Below are 22,215 nucleotides of genomic sequence, written 5' to 3' on the forward strand. Positions count from 1 at the left end.
TCGCCGGGTTCCCGCAACGACGGGAAATCCGGTTTCGTATGGGGATGGTCTGCCGGCATCGGGGTTGGTGAACGCCACTGGCGCAAGCTCCAACATGCGATTATATGCGCCCCATGCCCCACACTGCGACGCCCCTCATGCCGATCCCCGGCCATGTCGATCCTGTGCCGGTCCCCCGCGCCATCACGCCGCGCGAGGATGGGCGGGTCGATCTCGTTGGTCTCTCCCGCGCCCAGATCAAGGCTGAGCTGAGTGCGGCCGGTCTCGATGAGAAGCAGGCGAAGCTGCGCGCCAAGCAGCTCTTCCACTGGCTCTATCATCGCGGCGAGACCGATTTCGACCGCATGACCGATCTGGCCAAGCCGATGCGGGGCTGGATGGCAGAGCGCTTCATCGTCGGGCGGCCCAATGTGGTGGAAGCGCAGATCAGCTCGGACGGCACGCGCAAATGGCTGCTGCGCTCCGACGACGCGCAGGATTATGAAATGGTCTTCATCCCCGATGCGGACCGGGGGACGCTGTGCGTGTCCAGCCAGGTCGGCTGCACGCTCAATTGTCGCTTCTGCCACACCGGCACGATGCGTCTGGTGCGCAATCTGACGCCGGGCGAGATCGTCGGGCAGGTGATGCTCGCGCGCGATGCCCTTGGCGAGTGGCCAAAGGGCAGCATGGCCGGCTTCGGCGAGGTGGAAGAGGAAGAAGACGACGACGCGCCGCAGTACAGCCCGGACGGGCGCCTGCTCACCAATATCGTGATGATGGGCATGGGCGAACCGCTCTACAATTTCGAGCATGTCCGCGATGCACTCAAGGTGGTGATGGATGGCGACGGGCTGGCGCTCTCCAAGCGCCGCATCACGCTCTCCACCAGCGGCGTGGTGCCGATGATGGCGCGCGCGGGCGAGGAGATCGGCGTCAATCTGGCCGTCTCGCTCCACGCCGTCACCAAGGAGGTGCGCGACGAGATCGTGCCGCTCAACCGCAAGTTCGGGCTGGAAGAGCTGCTCCAGGCCTGTGCCGACTATCCCGGTGCCAATAATGCCCGTCGCATCACGTTCGAATATGTGATGCTCAAGGACAAGAATGACAGCGATGAGGATGCGCGCGAACTGGTCCGTCTGCTCCGCCAATATCGTCTGCCGGCCAAGGTGAACCTCATTCCCTTCAACCCGTGGCCCGGCGCGCCTTATGAATGCTCCACCCCGGAGCGGATCAGGCGCTTCTCGGACATCGTTTTTGAGGCTGGCATTTCCGCGCCGGTGCGCACGCCGCGCGGTCGCGACATCATGGCCGCCTGCGGGCAGCTCAAGTCCGCCAGTGAGAAGAAGAGCCGCGCCGAGCTTGATCGGCTCGCGGCCGAGAAGCAGGCCGCGCTGGGCTGAGCCGAGGTTCAGCCGGGGCGCTTCATCAGGAACTGTGTGTCGGGCCGGATTTCGTAATAGTCGGCCGGACCTCCACCCCGCGCCACCGGCACGGCATCGGTGGTGCGATAAATGCCGTCATGCAGGCAGGCCGGATCGATGTGGATGTGGACCACTTCGCCAAACACCATGACATTGCCGCTTTGCGCGCCGGAAAGGCCACGCAGCGGCATGATGTCTGTCACCCGGCATTCGAACTGCACCGGACTGGCCGCGACGCGCGGTGCCGCGATCTCCACCGATGCGAGCGGTTCAAGCCCCGCGAGCGCGAATTCGTCGATGTCCGGCGCGACCTCTGCCGATGTGGCGTTCATCGCCTCGGCCAGGGAGCGGCCAACCAGGTTCCAGGTGAAGACGCCGGTCGCGCGCGCGTTTGTCAGGCTGTCCTTCACGCCGCTGGATGAGAAGCCGATGATCGGCGGGCTGTAGGCGAAGAGATTGAAGAAGCTGTAGGGCGCGAGATTGGGCACGCCGGTCGCGCTGACCGTCCCGATCCACCCGATCGGCCTCGGCGCGACGATGGCATTCAGCGGATTGTGCGCCAGCCCATGGCCATCGGCCGGGCGGTAGCTGTGGAAGCTGGGGGTGGTCATGATCGTCTCATCTCCGACGGGCCGAGGCAGCGGAATAGCAGATGGACCGGTCAGGGAAAGCGCCCGCTCTTCGTGAAAGGGGGTGACCGAACGATCCGCCGCGCTATAAACGCGCGCCATGAGAATATTGGGTCGCCTGCTCGGCAAGATCATCAGTCAGGGCACATTGACCATCCGCTATGCGGATGGGTCGCAGGAAGTGTTGGGAACAGCCGTGAGGGGCTGGCCGGACGTCGCCATCCGCTTCACCGATGATGCCGCCGCGCGGGCCATCCTCACCAATCCGGCGCTCGGCGCGGCCGAAGGGTTCATGGATGGCAAGCTCATGATCGAGCAGGGCAGCATCTGGAACCTGATCATGCTGGTCGCGGCCAATTCGCCTTTGGAAAGCGGCAAGACGCTCGATGAGCCGAGCTTGCTCGGCTGGCTGGGAGAGCGGATCAAGCACTGGCGCGACAATTACAACAAGCGCAGTCGCTCCAAGGCCAATGTCGCGCATCACTATGATCTATCGGACAAGCTCTACGCGCTGTTCCTCGACAAGGACCGGCAATATAGCTGCGCCTACTTTACCGACCCCGATGCGGTAAGCCTGGAGCAGGCGCAGATCGACAAGAAGGCGCATATCGCCGCCAAGCTCGATCTGAAGCCCGGTCAGCAGGTGCTGGATATCGGTTGCGGCTGGGGCGGCATGGCCCTGTATCTCAACCGCGTGGCGGATGTGGACGTGCTCGGCGTCACTTTGTCCGAGGAGCAGCTCAAGGTCGCGCGGCGCAGGGCGCAGGAGGCGGGCGTCGCCGATCGCGTCCGGTTCGAGCTGATCGATTATCGCGATGTGAACGGCACGTTCGATCGCATCGTCTCGGTCGGCATGTTCGAGCATGTCGGCGTGCGCCATTATCGCGAGTTCTTCCGCACCTGCCATAACCTGCTGAAGCCGGACGGGGTGATGCTGCTGCACACCATCGGCCGCCTCAATGGCCCGTCATCGACGGATGGCTTCATGCGCAAATATATCTTCCCCGGCGGTTACGCCCCGGCGTTGTCGGAGATCATGGAAGGCAGCGAGCCCAACCGCCTGCTGCTGACCGACATCGAAGTGCTGCGCATGCATTATTACTACACGCTCGAGCATTGGTATCAGCGCACGCTGGCGGCGAAGACGGAGATCGTCGCCCTGTACGACGAGCGCTTCTTCCGCATGTGGACCTTCTATCTGGCGGCAGCAGCGTCCGGCTTCCTCTATGGCAGCCAGACGATCTACCAGCTCCAGTTCGTCCGCAATCGCCACACTCTGCCCATCACGCGGGACTATATGGCGCAGGCCGAGGCACGCTATCGCGCCAAGGGCTGATGCTTGATCGAAAATCTAGCTTTCAATAACGAAGTTTAATCGCTGTTTTGAGTGGCCTCTGTTCGATAATCTCCCCTCAATGAATTTTGATCGGGAAGGATATTGAAATGGACGCGAAAACAACTGGTTCGCCGTCGGGTTGCCCGATGAAGGCCTCCGCTGCCATGCGCTCGCTGCTGGGCCGCACCAACCGGGACTGGTGGCCCAACCAGCTCTCGCTCGAAATTCTCCAGCGAAACGGTCTCTCTACCGACCCGATGGGGGACGATTTCGACTATGCCGCAGCGTTCAAGACGCTGGATTATGAGGCCGTCAAACGCGACCTTCATGCGTTGATGACGGACAGCCAGCCCTGGTGGCCGGCGGATTACGGCCATTATGGCCCGTTCTTCATCCGCATGGCGTGGCACTCGGCGGGCACCTATCGCACCGGTGACGGTCGCGGTGGCGCCAATAGCGGGCAGCAGCGTTTCGCCCCGCTCAACAGCTGGCCGGACAATGCCAATCTGGACAAGGCTCGCCGGTTGCTCTGGCCGATCAAGCAGAAATATGGCGCGAAGCTGAGCTGGGCGGACCTGATGATCCTTGCCGGCAATGTCGCGATCGAATCGATGGGTGGACCGGTGTTTGGCTTCGGCGGCGGCCGGGCCGACGTGTTCGAGCCGGAGAAGGACATCTACTGGGGCACCGAGGAGCAGTGGGTGGGCCAGGAAGGCAATCTCACCCGCATTGACGAGGCCGAGGGCCGCGCGCTGGAGGATCCGCTCGCCGCGATCCAGATGGGCCTCATCTACGTCAATCCGGAAGGGCCGGGTGGCAATCCCGATCCGCTCCAGTCCGCACGGGACATTCGCGAGACGTTCAAGCGCATGGGCATGGACGATGAGGAGACAGCTGCCCTGACCGCCGGTGGCCACACCTTCGGCAAGGCGCATGGCGCGGGCGATGCCTCCAAGATCGGCGCCGAGCCGGAAGGCGCAGACATCGCGCAGCAGGGCCTAGGCTGGCAGTCGAGCCACGAGAGCGGCATCGGCGATCATACGATCACCAGCGGCATCGAAGGCGCGTGGACGCCCACGCCGATCAGCTGGGACATGAGCTATTTCGACATGTTGCTCGACCATGAGTATGAGCTGGTGCGCAGCCCTGCCGGCGCGAAGCAGTGGCAGCCGGTCGGCAATCCGCCCGAGACGCTGGCCCCGGCCGCGCACAATCCTGCCAAGCATGTGCCGACGATGATGACCACAGCGGACATGGCGTTCAAGATGGACCCCGCCTATCGGGTGATCATGGAGAAATTCCGGGCGAATCCGGACTATTTCGCGGATTGCTTCGCACGGGCCTGGTTCAAGCTGTGTCACCGCGACATGGGGCCGAAGGCGCGCTATCTCGGCCCCGAGGTGCCGGCGGAAGACCTGATCTGGCAGGACCCGATCCCCAAGGCCGACCATGCGCCGATCGACCCCGCCAATGTCACCGCGCTCAAGGAGAAGATCGCGGCATCGGGCCTGTCCGTGGCCGAGCTGGTCACCACCGCCTGGGCCTCGGCCTCCACCTATCGCGGCTCGGACCATCGCGGCGGTGCTAATGGCGCGCGCATCCGCCTTGCGCCGCAGAAGGACTGGGAGGTCAATCAACCCGCGCAACTGGCCCGTGTCCTGAATGTCTATGAGGGCATCAAGACGGACTTCGATGCGGCGGCACCGGGCGGGAAGAAGGTGAGCCTTGCCGATCTGATCGTGCTGGGCGGCAGCGTCGGCATCGAGCAGGCCGCCAAGGCAGCCGGGCGCGCAGTGACCGTGCCGTTCACGCCCGGTCGCACCGATGCCGTGCAGGACTGGACCGATGTCGAAAGCTTCGCCGTGCTGGAGCCCAAGGCAGACGGCTTCCGCAATTATCTCCAGGTGCGCTTCAGCGTGCCGACCGAGGAGCTGATGATCGACCGCGCCCAGCTTCTGCGGCTGAGCGCGCCGGAGATGACGGTGCTGGTCGGCGGGCTGCGCGTGCTCGGTGCCAATCACAATGGTCGCAAGGAAGGCGTGCTGACGGATCGTCCCGGCCAGCTGACCAACGACTTTTTCGTCAACCTGCTCGACATGGGCACGGCGTGGAAGGAAGTCGATGATCGCGGGGACGAGGTGTTCGTCGGCACCTGCCGCAAGACGGACATGGAGAAATGGACCGCGACCCGCACCGATCTGGTGTTCGGATCGAACTCCCAATTGCGGGCGCTGTCGGAGGTTTACGCGTCGTCCGACGCTGCCGACAAGTTCGTCGCCGACTTCATCGCGGCCTGGGTGAAGGTGATGAACGCCGACCGGTTCGATCTCTCGGCATAATCCTCCTTCCATGACGGATGCTTCGCCGCCCGGCTCCAGAGATGGGGCCGGGCGGTTCGTTTTATACAGGCGCAAAGCTGCCGCGGTCTTGCCGGATGCAGGGGAATGTCGGGAGGCGATAGCTGCCCCGGCAGGAGGGGGGTGCCGGGGCAGCAGGTGCTCGCGCGGCCGTGGGGAACCGGCGAGCAATGGACGCAGGCTGCAGGCTGCGTTCCAAGGCTGACAATAATGCCACCCGTTCAAGAACAAAAATCGATTAAAGTCGTCTCAATGATCGATCGTGCCGATGACTAGTGGCGGGCTGCCACCGGATTGGCGCGCCCGGCGTCCCTCACAGGTTGCGCGTTTTGAGCGACGCTGATAGGCGACCGGCCTGATCCTCGACCTCCAGTTCGAAAGACCCCTGTCGCCATGTCCGACACCATCAAGCGCGTTGTTCTCGCCTATTCCGGTGGCCTCGATACCAGCGTCATCCTCAAGTGGCTGCAAATCCATTATGGCTGCGAGGTCGTGACCTTCACGGCCGATCTGGGGCAGGGCGAGGAGCTGGAGCCGGCCCGGCAGAAGGCGCTGAATGCCGGCGTGAAGCCCGAGCACATCTTCATCGACGATTTGCGCGAGGAATTCGTGCGGGATTATGTCTTCCCGATGATGCGCGCCAACGCCATGTATGAGGGGCTGTATCTGCTTGGCACCTCCATCGCGCGGCCGCTGATCGCCAAGCGCCAGATCGAGATCGCCAAGATGGTCGGGGCCGATGCCGTGTCCCACGGCGCGACCGGAAAGGGCAATGACCAGGTGCGGTTTGAGCTTGGCTATTATGCGCTCCAGCCGGATATCAAGGTCATTGCGCCGTGGCGCGAATGGGATCTGACCTCGCGCACCAAGCTCATCGAATGGGCCGAGCAGCACCAGATCATGGTGCCCAAGGACAAGCGCGGCGAAGCGCCGTTCTCCACTGACGCCAACATGCTGCACACCTCCTCGGAAGGCAAAGTGCTCGAAGATCCGTGGGAGGAGGTGCCGGACTATGTCTATTCGCGCACCGTCAATCCCGAGGATGCGCCGGACACGCCGGAATATATCACCGTCGATTTCGAGAAGGGCGACGGTACGGCCCTCAATGGTCAGGCGATGAGTCCGGCCACGCTGCTGGAAGCCCTCAACGAACTGGGTCGCAAGCACGGCATTGGCCGGCTCGATCTGGTCGAGAACCGCTTCGTCGGCATGAAATCGCGCGGCATGTACGAGACGCCGGGCGGCACGATCTATGCGCTGGCACATCGCGGCATCGAACAGTTGACGCTGGATCGCGGCGCCGCCCACCTCAAGGACGAACTGGCGCCGCGCTATGCGGAACTGGTCTATAACGGCTTCTGGTTCTCACCCGAGCGCGAGATGCTGCAGGCGGCAATCGACCACAGCCAGCTGAAGGTTGCGGGCACGGTCCGCCTCAAGCTCTATAAGGGCAGCTGCATCGTCGTGGGCCGCAAGTCGCCCAATTCGCTCTACAGCGAGAAGGTCGTGACGTTCGAGGATGATGCGGGCGCCTATGATCAGCGGGATGCGGCTGGCTTCATCAAGCTCAACGCTCTGCGTCTGCGGTTGCTCGGGCGCCGCGATATTTGAGGAATGTGGGCCGGCCGCGTCCGGCCCCACTTTTCTGCGCGTAAAAGCGCATTCAGGCCGTCGTCAGCTCTGGGCAGAGCCCCAGAACAGAACGACCGCCATCACAATCACCGCAAGCACGAGCGAGATGCTCAGCACATAACGGACGATGTGCGGCGTCTGGCCGGCACGGGCGTCTTCGGTGGTCTTGTGAACCTCATCTTCCATCTGAGAACTCCTTTCAATTGAGCCAACGCGCGATGTTGGAGGGTCGTTCCTGAGCATCAGTCGCCCCGGAGTTCCCAAAAGGGCAATGCGCTGGCGCTGAGCCCTTCAAAATGCGTCGCTGCGCACCCACACGCTCACGCTTCCGCCATTCACCCGCGCGATCAGCCGTCCCTCATCGTCCGACCAGATTTCTTCCTCGCAATGCCCGAGATAATCGCGGAAACCCGCGCCGGCATGATCCGGGCCGAGATCGAAGACCTTACTGGCATCGCCCGCATTGGTGAGCAGCACGACGCAGCCCGGCGCATCCTCCGTGCCGTGGCGGATGAAGCCGATGGCATGGGGGTCGTCGAACAGGTCGGTCTGCGGGCCGTGCGCGAAACGCTGCCGCGCTTCGATCAGCTTCTCGAGGCCGTCAATCGTCGGCATCTCGACCTCATGAGTCTCGCCATCGCCGCCCGTATCATTGTACCGCGCGCCATAGAGATCGGGATAGAACACGCAGGGCACCCCGGCCTCGCGCAGCAGGATCAGCGCATAAGCCAGCGGACGGAACCAGGTCTCGACGGGTGCTTCCATGGCCTGCAGCGCCTGGGTGTCGTGGTTTGCCACGATCGTCACCGCCCGGTCCGGGGCCACCGCCACCAGCGAACCGTCGAAGATCGTCCGCATGTCAAATGCGTCGCCCGCGCAGGAGGCTTCGTAAAAGCGGTGATGCAGGGCGACGTCGAACAGGGCGAGCTGATGATCGACCCGGTCGAGATAGGTCTGCAGGGCGGTCATGTCCGGGTGCCAATATTCGGCGACCACGAACAGATCGTCCGCCACGCTCTCCCGCATATGCCCCACCCAGTCGCGGAAGAACCAGGCCGGGATATGCTTGGCGGCATCGAGCCGGAAGCCATCGACAGGAAGCTGCTCGGCCAGCCAGCGGCCCCAATATTTCAGCTCTTCATAGACGGCGTTGTTGCGGAACTCGATGTCCGATCCCATCAGATAGTCGAAGTTGCCGAGTTCCTCGTCCACCTCGGCGTTCCACTCGCCATCGCCATAGTCGTTGACGAGCTTGAAGACGCCATTTTCATTGGGCTCGTCGAGATGGTCCACGCCGCTGAAGCAGCGGGCATCCCATATGAACTTGGAATAGGCGCCATTGCGCCCCGGGAACGTGAAGCGCGTATAGGCGCGCGCCTCGAAAGCCTCGTCCTCGATCTCGGTGCGGTTATCCGGATTGACCCGGCGCACGCGCACCTGCTCCGTCTCGTCTCCGCCCATCTTGTGATTGAAGACGACGTCGTGGATCACCCGCAATCCGGCATCGCGCAGGGTAGCGCAGGCCCGTTCGAGCGCGGCGCGATCACCATATTTGGTCGCCACCGTGCCCTTCTGGTCGAACTCGCCGAGGTCGAACAGGTCATAGGCGTCATAACCAACCGAATAGCCGCCCGCCGCCCCCTTGCCGGCCGGCGGCAGCCAGATATCGGTGATGCCGATGCCCGCGAGGCTCGCGCTCTTGCCAGCCACCTCATCCCAATGCCGCCCTCCATCCTGCGTGTACCAATGGAAGAACTGGATCAGGGTGCGTGGCGGCATAACAGTCCGATCTTTGGCTAACGAGCCCAGGATCGGCTCCACGCCGTAACGAAGGTTGGCGGCGGACGTTCCAGCCGGCGTAAAACCGGGCGCTATGGGGCTAACGCGAACAGCAGCCCGGAGCCGCGAAACCTAACCCCGCGCCCGCTCCGCCGCATCGCTGGCGAGGCGGTCGGCGCGCTCGTTTTCCGGGTGGCCGGAGTGGCCCTTTACCCATTGCCAGTCGATCTGGTGGGGCGCGACGGCGGCAAGCAGTTCCTGCCAGAGGTCGGCATTCTTGACCGGTTTCTTGTCGGCGGTGCGCCAGCCATTGCGCTGCCAGCCGTGAATCCAGCGGGTGATGCCGTCCTTCACATAGTTGCTGTCCGTGGAGAGAATCACGTGACACGGCCCCTTGAGGGCGTTGAGGCCAGCGATCGCGGCCATCAGCTCCATGCGGTTGTTGGTGGTGTGCGCTTCCCCGCCGGAAAGCTCCTTCTCATGGCCGTTGAAGCGCAGCACCACGCCCCAGCCGCCCGGTCCGGGATTGCCCTTGCAGGCGCCGTCGGTGAACAGCTGAACGGTTTTCACGAGGCCGAGCCGAACAGCGCCGCTGCGTCCGTTTCGGCATAAAAGTCGAGGCGCCGCAGATAGGCCAGCGGATCCTTGCGCGTCACCAGCGCATTGGCGGGCGTGTTGATCCAGTCATAGGCGCGGGTCAGCAGGAAGCGCAGCGCCGCGCCGCGTGCGAGGACAGGCAGCGCGGCATATTCCTCCGCGGTCAGCCCATGCGTCGCGCGATATCCCGCGATCAGCGCCAAAGCCACGGCGCTGTCGAAGTCCCGCCCGTCGGGCCCGAAGCACCAGGCGCCATGCATGATGGCAAGGTCATAGGCGCGGATGTCCGTGCAGCTGAAGTAGAAGTCGATCAGTCCGCCGACCTCGTCGCCGCGCATCAGCACATTGTCCGGAAACAGATCGGCATGGATGACGCCACGTGCCAGCGCATCCGGCCAATGCGCGTCGAGATAGGCGAGTTCGGTCCGTACGCGCTGTTCCAGCCCCGGCTGGATGGTATCCAGCGCGCCGCCGCACTCATTGGCGAGGCGGTGCCATCCTTCCGGGCCGAGCGTGTTGGGGCGCTCGCCGGAGAAATCCTCGGCGGCGCGGTGAAACTGCCCCAGGGCCGCGCCGGCAGACCGGGCCTGCGGCGGGGTCGGGTGGGTCACCGAGACGCCGTTCAGAAACTCGATGAGGGCGGCGGGCCGCTCGCACAGCGTCTGCAGTGCCTTGCCCTCGCGGTCGTGGATGAAGCGCGGCACCGGGCAGCCACGCGCGCCGACATGGTCGAGCAGATCCATGAAAAAGGGCAGGTCCGCCACATCCACGCGCTTTTCGTAGAGCGTCAGGATGAAGCGGGCGCCTTTGCCGTCCGCGCCGGTCGTGTCGACGAGATAATTGCTGTTCTCGACGCCCTCGGCGATGCCCTTGGCGGCGAGCAGTGTGCCGACATCATAGCGTTCGAGGAAGAGCGCCAGCGTCTCGGCCGGCACCTGCGTGTAGACAGCCATGGCTCAGGCCGCTTCCAGGCCGCGCGGCAGCTTGAAGGTGATCGATTCGGTGGTGGTGAGCACTTCCTCCTCGGTCACGTCGAAGCGGGTGGCGAGCTTGTCGATCACGCTGCGCACCAGCACTTCGGGCGCGCTGGCCCCGGCGGTCACGCCCAGCGTCTCGACGCCGGCCAGCCAGTCGAAGTCGATTTCGTCGGCCGTTTCGATCAGGCGGGCACGCGCGCCGCTGCGGTCGGCGACCTCGACCAGCCGCATGGAATTGGAGCTGTTGGGTGCACCGATGACCATCACGGCCTGCGCACGACGGGCGATTTCCTTCGTCGCGGCCTGCCGGTTGGAGGTCGCGTAGCAGATGTCCTCGCCCTTCGGCGCGGCAATGTCCGGAAAGCGCCGCTCCAGCGTCGCGACGATCTCCGCGGTATCGTCGACGGAGAGCGTGGTCTGGGTGAGGAAGGCCAGCGACACGCCGGGGGCGGGCTGGAAGGCCTCGGCATCTGCCTGCGTCTCGATCAGCGTCATCGCGCCGTCCGGCACCTGGCCGAACGTGCCGATCACCTCGGGGTGATTGGCGTGGCCGATGAACAGGATGTGGCGCCCGGCCTCCACCTGCCGCTCGGCCTGCCGGTGGACCTTGGAAACCAGCGGGCAGGTCGCATCGAGATAATCGAGGCCGCGCGCCTCGGCATTGGCGGGCACGACCTTGGGCACGCCATGGGCGGAAAAGACCACCGGCCGCCCATCGGGCACCTGGTCCAGCTCGTCCACGAAGATGGCGCCCTTGGCGCGCAGCCCATCGACGACGAAGCGGTTGTGGACGATCTCGTGCCGGACATAGACCGGCGCGCCGAACTTCTCGAGCGCCCGCTCCACGATCATGATCGCGCGGTCGACACCGGCGCAGAAGCCGCGCGGTGCGGCGACCAGAACGGTGAGGGCGGGGCGCTGGCGAGAGGCAGGCATGTCGGGCATATGTGTCGATCCATCCATCCAGTCCCATTAGGGGCATGGCCGCCCGAGGGAAAGCCGGAAGAATGGGAGAGGGCGCAACGGCCGTCCGGTTCATCCTGCGGTCATCTGGCGCGGGCGAGGTCTTTGCAGCCCGTCCGGGCGACGTGCCCTTTCGGTTGCGCGCCCGTGGGAGCGCGACTAAGAAGCGCGGACCCGATTGTGCGCGGGATATCCCGCGCGCGCCAGAATGAAGGAATTGGAGCCATCGTGCGGATCGCCGCTCTCTCGAAACCCGCCGTTCTGGCAGCTCTTGTCGCCCTGATGGCCGGCTGCGCGAAGCGCGGCGACATCGACTCCGCCGGACAAGGCATCATCCAGTTCCGCACCGCATGCCCGACCGTGGCCGTGGCCGCGCACACCGGCGACGTCACGCTGTTCGACCCGGCCGACAGCCGCGACGCGCGCGCGATCGATGTGGTCGCGACGCTCACCGATGTGCGGCCGTCTTGCACGACCGGCGACACCGACATTTATTCGCAGGTCGGCTACAAGGTGGTCGCGGTGCGCCGCGATGCGGGCCCGGCGCGGACGGTCGATCTGCCCGTCTTCGCGGCGGTCGTGCGCGGCGCGACGGCGGTGACCGCCAAGCGCGTTACGATGGTGCGGCTGAATTTCGCCGAGGGGGCGCTGCGTGCCGAGGCGACGGGTAGCACCTCCGCCTATATCGATCGCAGTGCGGCAACGCTGCCGCCCGAGGTCGAGCGCATGATCACCCGCCCGCGCAAGACGGGCGATGAGGACGCGGCGCTCGATCCGCTGGCCCGCCCTGAAGTGCGCGAGGCGATCCAGCGAAGCAGCTTCGAGCTGCTCCTGGGTTTCAACCTGACCACCGACCAGCTCCGCTATAACGTGACCCGCTGATATTTTCCGGCGGCCGGACGACCGCAGCATCCTGCAGCCGCGCCGCCGATGCTGACAGGACCGCTGACCCGATGAATATCTTCGCTCGTATCGCCGCCGCGCTGGACGGCCTTCTGGACGACATGGTGCAGGCTGGCGAATTGCCCGCCGGCCTCAATCGTGCCGCCGTGACCGTCGAACCGCCGCGCGATCCCTCGCATGGCGACATGGCGACCAATGCCGCGATGGTGCTGGCCAAGCCGGCCGGCACCAATCCCCGCGCCCTTGCCGAGCTGATCGCCGGCCGGCTGCGGACGCTCACGGATGTCGACGGCGTGGAGATCGCGGGCCCCGGCTTCATCAACCTGCGCCTTGTCCGCACTGCCTGGGAAGACGAGCTGGCGGCCATCCATGCGGCCGGCGCCGACTATGGCCGCTCGACGATGGGCAAGGGCGTGCGCGTCAACATCGAATATGTCTCGGCCAATCCGACCGGGCCGATGCACATGGGCCACTGCCGGGGTGCGGTGGTCGGCGATGCGCTGGCCGCGCTGCTGGAATATGCCGGGCATAAAGTCACCCGCGAATATTATATCAACGATGCCGGTGCGCAGGTGCAGACGCTCGGCCGTTCGGTGCATCTGCGCTACAGGGAAGCGCTGGGCGAGACGATCACGATCCCCGAGGGCTTCTATCCCGGCGAATATCTGATCCCGATCGGTCAGGCGCTGGCGGCGGAATTCGGCGATCGCTACGTCGGAGCCCCGGAAGCCGACTGGCTCGACCTGTTCCGCGAGCGCGCCGTCGCTGCGATGATGGACATGATCCGCGCCGATCTGGCGCTGCTCGGCATTCATCATGATGTCTTCGCCTCCGAGGCGGCCGTGCAGCAGGCCGGCCGCGTCGATGCCGCGCTGGCCCGGCTGGAGGCAGAGGGGCTTATCTATCAGGGCGTACTGGAGCCGCCGAAGGGTGAACTGCCGGACGACTGGGAGCCGACCGAAATGACGCTCTTCCGGGCGACGCAGTTCGGCGACGATAGCGACCGGCCGGTGCGCAAGTCCGATGGCGGGCTGACCTATTTCGGCACCGACCTCGCATATCATGCCCAGAAGGCCGAAAACGCCGACCAGCTGATCGACATCTGGGGCGCCGACCATGCCGGCACCGTCAAGCGGATCAAGGCCGCCGTGGCTGCGCTGACCGGCGGCAAGGTCCAGTTCGACGTCAAGCTGGTGCAGATGGTCCGCCTGATGCGTAATGGCGAGCTGGTCCGCATGGGCAAGCGGCTCGGCAATTTCGTCACGCTGGCAGACGTCGTCGAGGAAGTCGGCAAGGATGTGGTGCGCTTCACCATGCTGACGCGCAAGGCCGATGCGCAGATGGATTTCGACTTCGCCAAGGTGGTGGAAGCCAGCAAGGACAATCCGGTCTTCTACGTGCAATATGCCCATGCGCGGATTTCCTCGCTGGCGCGCCGGGTGCAGGAGAGCTTCCCGGACGGGCTGCCCGCGGCGGACAGCGCGCTGTTCGGCCCGGAGGAGGTGGATCTGGTCAAACAGCTGGCCACTTTCCCCCGCGTGGTGGAGGCTGCCGCCAATGCGCGTGAGCCGCATCGCATCGCCTTCTATCTCTACGATCTTGCCGCCAGCTTCCATGGCTGGTGGAACCTCGGCAACGATCAGCCCGAGCGGCGCGTGATCGTCGCGGGCGATGCGGGCCTCACCGCGGCGCGACTGCACTTGAGCGCCGGAATCGGTCAGGTTATCAAGAACGGCCTGGCCCTGATGGGCGTCAGCGCGCTTGAGGAGATGAACTGATGTCAGCCGGGGAGCCGAATAACGGTCTCAATCTTGATGACGAGGACCGGCTGCCCTGGCTGGAGCCCGCAGGAATTGAGGAAGAGACCGAAAGGGTATCCCCGATCCGCATTGTCGGTCTGGCGGTGCTGGGCCTGGTTCTGCTCGGTGTGATTGTCGCCGGCGGCTACCTGTTCAGCAACCGCGATCGCAGCGGCAGCGATGGCTCGGCCCCGCTGATCGCGGCGGAGAACAAGGATTACAAGGTCCCGGCCAACGCGTCGGACGCGCGCACCTTCGATGGGGAAGGAGACGAAGCCTTTGCAGCCAGCGAGGGCCGGGAGGCCTCGGGCCGCATCGATGCGAGCCGCGTGCCGGAAGCACCGCGTGACGATTTGAAGCAGACCGGCCCGACCGCGCCGGCTCTCGCCGTTCCCGCAGAACGTCCGGCGGCAAAGCCCACGGTCATCGCGCCGGTCAAGACGGCCGCCACGCCCAAGCCGGCGGCGCCAGCTCCGGCGAAGGTTGAGGATGTCGATACCTTGACCGGGCCGCGCGTCCAGCTCGGCGCCTTTGCCTCGCGCGCCATCGCCGAGGAGGTCTGGAAGAAGCAGTCCGGCCGATTCGATTATCTCTCGGCCCTCAAGCACAGCGTCGAGCCGGTCGAGACGGGCGGACGCACCCTGTATCGCCTGCGCGCCAGCGTCGCCTCCCCGGCGGATGCCACCGCCACCTGCGGGCGGCTTCGGGTGGCGGGCGAAAATTGCATCGTCGTCCGGTGATCTCCGCGCGATGAAGCCGGTCATCTTCGGCCTTGCCGGCGAGCGTGTCAGCGCGGACGAGCGGGCGCTGTTCCGTGCCTGCGACCCGGCAGGCTACATCCTGTTCGGCCGCAACATCGCCGACCGCGCCCAGTTGCGCGCGCTCACCGATGAGTTGCGCGAGATCGCCGGGCGGGACGATCTGTACATCATGATCGATCAGGAAGGCGGCCGCGTCGCGCGGATGCGCCCGCCGCACTGGCCGGACTGTCCCCCCGCCGCGCGCTTCGATGCCCTTTATGATCTCGCGCCCTCAAGCTCCATGGAGGCGGCGCGCTGCAACGCCCGGCTGCTGGGCACGATGCTCTCGGATGTCGGGATCACCGCCAATGCCGCCCCTGTGCTCGATCTGCGCTATCCCGGCGCGAGCGACATTGTTGGGGATCGGTCCTTCGGCGCTGAGCCGATGCGCGTCGCGGCGCTGGGCCGGGCAACGCTGGAGGGGCTGAGGGACGGCGGCGTCGCCGGCATCGTCAAGCATATGCCGGGCCATGGTCGCGCGCTGGTCGACAGCCATCTCGCTTTGCCCACGGTTTCGGCCAGCGCCGATGAGATGGAGCGCGACCTCGCGCCATTCCGGGCGCTGCGTCACGCTCCGGCGGGCATGACCGCGCACATCGTCTACACCGCGTGGGATGCGGATCGGCCAGCCAGCCTGTCGCCTTATGTGATTCGCGAGATCATCCGGGGGGCTATCGGCTTTGATGGCCTGCTGATGTCCGACGATCTCGACATGAAGGCGCTCAACGGTCCGGCGGATGAACTGGCCGAGGTGGTGGTCGCGGCCGGTTGCGATCTGGCGCTCAATTGCTGGGGGCGGATGGACGAGATGACGGCCATTGCCGCGCGCTTGCCAGACATGTCCGATGCGGCGCGCGAGCGGCTGGACCGGGCGATGGCGAGCATCGCCGCCGGCGCCGATCCGGCCTGGCCGGGTGAAAAGGCGATGGCGACGCGCGACGCGCTCTTGGCCCTCGCGCCGGCATGAGCGCCAGCTCGCCCGTCCAGCCTGCCGATAAGGCGCCGACCGGGCTGTTCGATGGCGAGTGGATGGAGCCTGTCCGCCGCCTGCCAGGCGATGCCATCCTCACCGTCTCGGTGGAAAGCTGGGAAGGGCCGCTCGATCTGTTGCTGGCGCTGGCGCGGACGCAGAAGGTGGATCTGCGCGAGATTTCCATCCTCGCCCTTGTCGAGCAATATCTGCGCTTCATCGAGGAAGCGGCGGAACTGCGGCTGGAATTGGCCGCCGATTATCTGGTGATGGCGGCGTGGCTCGCCTATCTCAAATCCGGGCTGCTGCTGCCCAAGGAAGCGCAGCCCGAGCCCTCGCCCGAGGAACTGGCGCTGCGCCTCCATCTGCGGCTGCAGCGGCTGGAGGCGATGCGCGAGGCGGGCGCCCGCCTGATGGCGCGGGATCGGCTAGGCCGGGATGTCTTCCCCCGTGCGGCGCCGGAAGGATTGCACCGGCCCCGCGCAATCGTGTGGCAGGCCAGCCTGTTCGACATCATTCAGGCTTATGGGCAGGTGAAGGCGCGGACGGCGCCGCGCATCCACATCGTCCATCGCCGGCCGGTGATGACGCTGGATGAAGCCATTGAGCGGGTGTCGCGCCTGATCGGCATGGAGCTGGACTGGGCCGAGCTGGGCCGGTTCCTGCCCGAAACCGCTGATCCGCAGCTGCGCCGCTCGGCGTTGGCCAGCAGTTTCGTCGCAGCGCTGGAGCTCGCGCGGCTAGGGCGCGTCGAACTGCGGCAGGAAGAGACGTTCGCGCCGCTGTACCTGCGCGCGCCGGCGGTGCCGTCATGAGCGTGCCGGAGTTCCATGCTGCGAGCGAGATGGAGCGTCTCGTGGAAGCCGTGCTGTTCGCGGCCGAGGCGCCGCTGACGGTCGCCGAGATCCAGCGGCATAGCGGGCTGGACGGCGATATCCGGGGCTGCCTGTCGGCTTTGGCCGCGCATTATGCCGGTCGCGGGATTGAACTGGTCGAGCGGGGCGGGCGCTGGCATTTCCAGACGGCAGCCGATCTCAGCCATATCCTGCGCCGCGAGCGGGAGGAGCCGCGCAAGCTCAGCCGGGCCGCGGTCGAGACGCTGGCGATCATCGCTTATCACGAACCGGTCAGCCGCGCGGAGATCGAGGCGATTCGCGGCGTGCAGGTCGGCAAGGGGACGCTGGACGTGCTGATGGAGGCGGGCTGGGTGCGCCCGGCGGGGCGGCGAGAGGTGCCGGGACGGCCGCTCACTTATGCGACGACCCCTGATTTTCTGAGCCACTTCGGCCTCGCCAGCCGGCGCGATCTGCCCGGGATCGACGATCTGCGCGCTGCCGGCCTGCTCGATCCGGTCGATCTGGCGATGGAATCGCTGGATTTGCAGGGGAGTCTTGAAAATGACCCACAAGATGAAGAAGATGAGGACTGATCGCCTTATTCGATGAGGCAAGGGCTGATGCCGGGATGGCCATTGCGCTATGGACCCGCAGGGCTTAGTTAGGGCGCATTCACAGGAGATTTCTGATGGGTTTCGGTTCCCCGATTCACTGGGTCGTACTGGTGCTGGTGATCGTGCTGCTGTTCGGCGGCGGACGCATCTCCAGCCTGATGGGCGATGTCGCCAAGGGTATTAAGAGCTTCAAGAAGGGCCTTGCGGATGATGACGGCGATACGGCGAGCGCGGCGAAGCCTGCGCAGCGCATCGATCGTCAGTCCGCAGCCGGCGAGAGCAGCGCGACGCGCGAAGAGCAGAAGCTCGAAAGCTGATCCGGGCGGTCTGATCAGGCCAACCTGGCATGTTTGACATTGCGTCCACAGAGCTGCTGCTGATCGCGGTGGTGGCGGTCCTCGTGATCGGCCCCAAGGATTTGCCACGCGCGCTCTATAAATTCGGTCAGATCGTCGGGAAGGCGCGCGGCATGGCGCGCCATTTCCGCAGCGGCATCGACGCGATGGTGCGCGAAGCCGAGCTTGAGGAACTGCAGAAGCAGTGGGCCAAGCAGAACCAGAAAATCATGGACGAAACCCGCAATACGGAGTTCAGCGATCCGGCGAGCACAGCCGCCCTGCAGGATCATAGCGCGCCGGAATTGCTGGGGGATCGTGACGATAAGGTCGCGACCGATGACGCGCCGTCCCATACCGGCGAGACGGTCGAGGATGCCGGCCCGGCGCACAAGCGCGACGCGCCCGCCAGCGAGAGCATGGCGCAGTCCAGCCTGCCGCTTGGCACCTCCGACGAGCCGAACGGACCGCGTACCGCATGAAGGACATTGACGATACCAAGGCGCCCCTGCTCGATCATCTCATCGAGCTGAGAAAGCGCCTGTTGCGCTGCGTCGCCGCGCTCTTCATTTCCGGCGCGGTCTGCTATTATTTTGCGGGCGACATTCTCGGTTTTCTCGTGGAGCCGCTCAAGCAGGGCTTTGGCAACACGGTCGGAAAGCTCGTTTACACCAAGCTTTATGAGGCGTTCTTCGTGGAATTGAAGGTCGCCATGTTCGGCGCCTTCTTCATCTCCTTCCCGATCACCGCCAACCAACTCTGGGCGTTCATCGCGCCGGGCCTTTATGCCAAGGAAAAGCGGGCGCTGCTGCCCTTCCTGCTGGCAACGCCCATCCTGTTCGTCGGCGGCGCGGCCTTTGCTTATTATCTGGTGATGCCGACCGCATTTCACTTCTTCCTGCGCTTTCAGGGCGATGCGGGCGGGATGCAGCTGGAAGCGCTGCCCAGCGTGGACAGCTATCTCAGCCTCGTCATGCAGTTCATCCTGGCCTTCGGCATCAGCTTTCTTCTGCCGGTGCTGGTGATGCTGCTCAATCGCGCCGGCATCGTCTCGCGCGCGCAATTGGTGGGTGCGCGGCGCTATTTCATCGTCGGTGCGGTGGCTGTGGCGGCGGTTCTCACGCCGCCCGATGTGGTTTCGCAGCTCATGCTCGCCATTCCGCTCATCATCCTCTACGAAATGACGCTGATTTTCATCTGGTTTACGGATCGGCGCGCGGCCCGCGAACAGGGCGAAGACGAGCAGGCGCTCGTCCGGTCCGAATAAGCGCGTTCCGGCAGCGCTGCGGGACAAGCTGGGCTTGCGGCGGCCATGCAATCTCCTGCCTTGCTCAGCGCGCTTCGTCGTCCTAGTCAGTCGCTATGACCGTCCATCCCAATACGATCTCCCTCATCGGTAATACGCCTCTTGTCCGGCTGGCCGGGCCGTCCGAGGCCAGCGGCGCCGAAATCTACGGCAAATGTGAGTTCATGAACCCCGGCGCCTCGGTCAAGGACCGCGCCGCCCTGTTCATCGTGGAAGATGCCGAGGAAAAAGGCTTGCTGCAGCCCGGCGGCACCATCGTCGAAGGGACGGCCGGCAACACCGGCATCGGCCTCGCGCTGGTCGCCAATGCCAAGGGCTATCGCACGATCATCGTCATGCCCGAGACGCAGAGCCGCGAGAAGATGGACACGCTGCGCGCGCTCGGTACCGAGCTGGTGCTCGTGCCCGCCGCGCCTTATGCCAATCCCGGTCACTTCGTGCACACCTCGCGCCGTCTCGCTGAGGAAACGCCGAACGCGATCTGGGCCAATCAGTTCGACAATATCGCCAATCGCAGAGCTCACATCGTCGGCACGTCCGAGGAAATCTGGGCGCAGATGGAAGGGCGCATCGATGGCTTCACCTGCGCGGCCGGAACGGGCGGTACGCTTGCGGGCGTCGGCCTCGGCCTCAAGCAGAAGAGCGAGGCGATCACCATCGCGCTGACCGACCCTTATGGTGCGGCGCTGTACAATTATTACGCCCATGGCGAACTGAAGGCGGAAGGCTCCTCGGTCGCCGAGGGGATCGGCCAAGGCCGCATCACCGCCAATCTCGAAGGTGCGCCGATCGACACGCAGTTCCGCATGTCTGACGAAGAAGGCATGATGTGGGTCGAGAAGCTGATGGGCGAGGGGCTGTGCGTTGGCCTTTCCACCGGCATCAATGTCGCAGGTGCCGTTGCACTGGGCCGCAAGCTCGGGCCGGGCAGCCGCATCGTCACCATCCTGTGCGACACGGGCCTTCGCTATCTTTCCACGCTTTACAATCGGGACTGGCTGGTTTCCAAGGGGTTGACGCCTTTCCCATGGTTGGCGGACTAGGGAGCGCAAAGATGGCGGACAGTCGGCCCGAACGGGAAGCAGTGAGCCGCAAGAGCGACGTTCGCGCCCATCGTGAAGAGTTGCAGCGCGTGCAGATCGGCCTGGTGGGGCTGGCCGCGGTTCTGCTGGTCGTTACGCTGGCGAACCTGATCGTCGATGCCGTCCGTCAGGATGGGACGAGCGATACGGCGACGATGTCGAGCGATGCGTCGTCCGCCGCCGCACAGACCGGTGGCGCCAATACGACCGGCACGCCGGCGCCGACCAACAATGAACCGCTGGCGGATCTGGGCGTCACGCCGACCACATCGGACAGCGCCGCGCCCATCCTGCCATCGCCCGTGCCCGATCTGGAGCCCGATCCGCAATTGCGTCAGCGCATGGATCAGGACCGCGATCAGGCCCAGTCGCAGCGCCCCGCCCAGCAGCAGACGCCCTGAGCCGTCGCCCGGTTGCCGCGATGCCCCGCACTGCCTTGCTGCTGGCGGCGACGCTTGCCCCTGCCATCGTGTCGCTTCTGCTCGGGCTGACCGGCACCAGCCTGCGGACCGGACGGCTCGATCCGCTCGATTGGCTGTGGCCGGGCACGGCGGGGATCATTGTGGGCGCCATCCTGCTGACCGGCGCGGTCCGCTCCGGGCAGGGGGACCGCGCCGAGGCTGCTCCTGCAAGGTTGCGCTGGCCGACGGTTGCGGCTCTGTCGGCCGTCGTCCTGCTGCCACCGCTGTGCCTGATCGGGTTGGCGTCCGTCCGTCTGCCCTGGGCCGGCATGATCGCGCTCGCGGCCGGGCTGGCCATCGTCGGCAGTCTGTGGGCCTTGGTCGCAGGCCGCTCCCGCCGGGTAAGGCTGGGTTCGGCGCTGGCGCTGTGCGTAGGGGCTGTGCTTGTCGCGAACTGGGCCGTGCCGGCCATGCGCAATGCTTCCCAATCCGCCACAGCCGGGGATCGGCCAAGCGTCGCGTTGTTCTCGGCCTTGCCCTTGCATGATGTCGCCATGGGCGCCGTTCACGGAGTGCCGGCGACGCAGTCGATCGGCCTGCGCTCGCCCTTGCTGCGCGCGCTTGATCTTCATGTCTCCCTGCACCCTCTCGATGCGCTCAATGACCATAGCCTGGCTGGGCACGCGGCGGTGCTGCTGGCGCAGCCGCGTGCGATGGCGCCCGAAGAACTGGTCGCGCTGGACCGCTGGGTGCGCGCGGGTGGACGCGCGGTGGTGCTGGCCGATCCGCTGTTGCTCTGGCCGGACCCGCGCCCGCTCGTCCATCCCGGGCGACCGCCGCTCACGAGTCTGCTCGATCCGCTGCTGGCCCATTGGGGCGTGCGGCTCGAGGCTGCGGAATTCAGCGCGCAATCCCATGGCGATGGCCATGGGGGCGAGGCGTCCGATCGGCGAACCTTGGCGTCTGGCGCCTTGCTGCAGGTGGCAGGCGCCTCGCGCTTCGTGGTGCGCGAGCCGACGGCCGGCTGCACGCCCGCCGAGCAGGGGTTCATCGCGACCTGTCGATTGGGCAGGGGGCAGGCGCTGCTGGTGGCGGATGCGGACTGGATCGATGATCGCCTCTGGACGCTGGCCTCGCAGGATGGGGCTGACCGCGCGCTGCGCACCAGCGATGCGCCGGACGTTCTCGCCGCGTGGCTGCGCGACGAGCCGCTCTCGACCGGCACTTTCACGAGTTGGGTGAAGGACGAGGCCGCTCTGGTGCGGGGTCTCCGCTTCGCGCTGGGCGCTGCGCTGGCCCTTTCCCTCCTGCTGGCGCTGGTGGTGCGCAATCCCCGCTATTCCCAGCCCATGGTTCGGACAAATACGGGTCATAATGAGAACATAAGAAAAACGGAGGGCATTTCTCCCTAATCCGCCCAAGATTTTCCCATCATTTCCCACTTTATCCAAGATTCTCCCTTTTCTCCCCGGGGGCGGACTGCTAATACCGCAGGC

Annotated in this window: 22 protein-coding genes; 16 read left to right on the forward strand and 6 right to left on the reverse strand. The window is 65.4% G+C overall.

Translation table 11 applies throughout. From position 1 onward, the window contains the following. Positions 1-113: 113 nt before the first annotated feature. Positions 114-1,382 carry a 23S rRNA (adenine(2503)-C(2))-methyltransferase RlmN gene (rlmN, locus tag M2336_RS07745; protein WP_264574567.1) on the forward strand — a complete coding sequence of 423 codons (1,269 nt, stop codon included), beginning with the start codon at positions 114-116 and terminating at the stop codon, positions 1,380-1,382. A gap of 8 nt (positions 1,383-1,390) precedes the next feature. Here rlmN and M2336_RS07750 read toward each other — a convergent pair whose 3' ends face one another. Then, positions 1,391-2,014: a flavin reductase family protein gene (locus M2336_RS07750; RefSeq protein WP_181558839.1), complete on the reverse strand. Its 624-nt coding sequence runs from the start codon at positions 2,012-2,014 to the stop codon at positions 1,391-1,393. 118 nt (positions 2,015-2,132) lie between these two features. Here M2336_RS07750 and M2336_RS07755 point away from each other — a divergent pair, with 118 nt between their 5' ends. The 3 genes from M2336_RS07755 (at position 2,133) to M2336_RS07765 (ending at position 7,336) form a co-directional block, all read left to right on the forward strand. Beyond that, complete coding sequence (locus tag M2336_RS07755; RefSeq protein ID WP_264592774.1) at positions 2,133-3,368, forward strand: SAM-dependent methyltransferase; 1,236 nt, start codon at positions 2,133-2,135, stop codon at positions 3,366-3,368. Positions 3,369-3,475: 107 nt separating this feature from the next. Next, positions 3,476-5,707 (forward strand): catalase/peroxidase HPI, encoded by a 2,232-nt coding sequence (katG, locus tag M2336_RS07760; protein WP_264574569.1) that lies wholly within the window; start codon positions 3,476-3,478, stop codon positions 5,705-5,707. A gap of 411 nt (positions 5,708-6,118) precedes the next feature. Beyond that, positions 6,119-7,336 carry an argininosuccinate synthase gene (locus M2336_RS07765; RefSeq protein WP_264572181.1) on the forward strand — a complete coding sequence of 406 codons (1,218 nt, stop codon included), beginning with the start codon at positions 6,119-6,121 and terminating at the stop codon, positions 7,334-7,336. A gap of 63 nt (positions 7,337-7,399) precedes the next feature. Here M2336_RS07765 and M2336_RS07770 read toward each other — a convergent pair whose 3' ends face one another. From M2336_RS07770 to ispH, 5 genes are all read right to left on the reverse strand, one after another. Beyond that, a complete protein-coding gene (locus tag M2336_RS07770) occupies positions 7,400-7,543 on the reverse strand; it encodes a hypothetical protein (protein ID WP_181558843.1) in 144 nt (47 codons plus the stop codon). A 105-nt stretch (positions 7,544-7,648) separates the two neighbouring features. Beyond that, the gene (gene amyA, locus M2336_RS07775; RefSeq protein ID WP_264574570.1) at positions 7,649-9,136 is read right to left on the reverse strand and encodes an alpha-amylase; all 1,488 of its coding nucleotides are present in this window, start codon (positions 9,134-9,136) and stop codon (positions 7,649-7,651) included. Between the two features lie 132 nt (positions 9,137-9,268). Further along, positions 9,269-9,706 (reverse strand): ribonuclease HI, encoded by a 438-nt coding sequence (rnhA, locus tag M2336_RS07780; RefSeq protein ID WP_264572183.1) that lies wholly within the window; start codon positions 9,704-9,706, stop codon positions 9,269-9,271. Beyond that, positions 9,703-10,686 (reverse strand): homoserine kinase, encoded by a 984-nt coding sequence (gene thrB / locus M2336_RS07785; protein WP_264574571.1) that lies wholly within the window; start codon positions 10,684-10,686, stop codon positions 9,703-9,705. Before thrB ends, rnhA begins: the two co-directional genes overlap by 4 nt. Before the next feature lie 3 nt (positions 10,687-10,689). After that, the gene (gene ispH, locus M2336_RS07790; protein WP_413714902.1) at positions 10,690-11,646 is read right to left on the reverse strand and encodes a 4-hydroxy-3-methylbut-2-enyl diphosphate reductase; all 957 of its coding nucleotides are present in this window, start codon (positions 11,644-11,646) and stop codon (positions 10,690-10,692) included. A gap of 255 nt (positions 11,647-11,901) precedes the next feature. On the opposite strand from ispH, the gene M2336_RS07795 reads away from it, so the two are divergent. From M2336_RS07795 to M2336_RS07850, 12 genes are all read left to right on the forward strand, one after another. Then, positions 11,902-12,555, forward strand: a complete 654-nt coding sequence (locus tag M2336_RS07795; RefSeq protein WP_264574572.1) for a hypothetical protein — start codon at positions 11,902-11,904, stop codon at positions 12,553-12,555. Between the two features lie 71 nt (positions 12,556-12,626). Next, positions 12,627-14,354, forward strand: a complete 1,728-nt coding sequence (gene argS, locus M2336_RS07800) for an arginine--tRNA ligase (RefSeq protein ID WP_264574573.1) — start codon at positions 12,627-12,629, stop codon at positions 14,352-14,354. After that, positions 14,354-15,115 (forward strand): SPOR domain-containing protein, encoded by a 762-nt coding sequence (locus tag M2336_RS07805; RefSeq protein WP_181558849.1) that lies wholly within the window; start codon positions 14,354-14,356, stop codon positions 15,113-15,115. Before argS ends, M2336_RS07805 begins: the two co-directional genes overlap by 1 nt. A 10-nt stretch (positions 15,116-15,125) precedes the next feature. Continuing rightward, positions 15,126-16,142 (forward strand): beta-N-acetylhexosaminidase, encoded by a 1,017-nt coding sequence (nagZ, locus tag M2336_RS07810; protein WP_264574574.1) that lies wholly within the window; start codon positions 15,126-15,128, stop codon positions 16,140-16,142. A gap of 62 nt (positions 16,143-16,204) precedes the next feature. Then, positions 16,205-16,960 carry a segregation and condensation protein A gene (locus tag M2336_RS07815; RefSeq protein ID WP_264572368.1) on the forward strand — a complete coding sequence of 252 codons (756 nt, stop codon included), beginning with the start codon at positions 16,205-16,207 and terminating at the stop codon, positions 16,958-16,960. Beyond that, complete coding sequence (gene scpB, locus M2336_RS07820; protein WP_264574575.1) at positions 16,957-17,574, forward strand: SMC-Scp complex subunit ScpB; 618 nt, start codon at positions 16,957-16,959, stop codon at positions 17,572-17,574. The genes M2336_RS07815 and scpB overlap by 4 nt, the downstream gene beginning before the upstream one ends. Positions 17,575-17,669: 95 nt before the next feature. Continuing rightward, positions 17,670-17,912, forward strand: coding sequence for a twin-arginine translocase TatA/TatE family subunit (locus tag M2336_RS07825; protein ID WP_181558851.1), 243 nt, complete (start codon positions 17,670-17,672; stop codon positions 17,910-17,912). 29 nt (positions 17,913-17,941) lie between these two features. Further along, the gene (gene tatB / locus M2336_RS07830) at positions 17,942-18,412 is read left to right on the forward strand and encodes a Sec-independent protein translocase protein TatB (protein WP_264574576.1); all 471 of its coding nucleotides are present in this window, start codon (positions 17,942-17,944) and stop codon (positions 18,410-18,412) included. Further along, the gene (gene tatC, locus M2336_RS07835) at positions 18,409-19,197 is read left to right on the forward strand and encodes a twin-arginine translocase subunit TatC (protein ID WP_264574577.1); all 789 of its coding nucleotides are present in this window, start codon (positions 18,409-18,411) and stop codon (positions 19,195-19,197) included. The genes tatB and tatC overlap by 4 nt, the downstream gene beginning before the upstream one ends. Positions 19,198-19,292: 95 nt before the next feature. Further along, positions 19,293-20,279 carry a cysteine synthase A gene (locus M2336_RS07840; RefSeq protein WP_264592775.1) on the forward strand — a complete coding sequence of 329 codons (987 nt, stop codon included), beginning with the start codon at positions 19,293-19,295 and terminating at the stop codon, positions 20,277-20,279. 11 nt (positions 20,280-20,290) lie between these two features. Beyond that, the gene (locus tag M2336_RS07845) at positions 20,291-20,719 is read left to right on the forward strand and encodes a hypothetical protein (protein ID WP_264572193.1); all 429 of its coding nucleotides are present in this window, start codon (positions 20,291-20,293) and stop codon (positions 20,717-20,719) included. Between the two features lie 20 nt (positions 20,720-20,739). After that, positions 20,740-22,131, forward strand: a complete 1,392-nt coding sequence (locus M2336_RS07850; RefSeq protein WP_264592776.1) for a GldG family protein — start codon at positions 20,740-20,742, stop codon at positions 22,129-22,131. Positions 22,132-22,215 lie beyond the last annotated feature (84 nt).

This window comes from Sphingobium sp. B1D7B, assembly GCF_025961965.1.
Classification (GTDB): Bacteria; Pseudomonadota; Alphaproteobacteria; order Sphingomonadales; family Sphingomonadaceae; genus Sphingobium.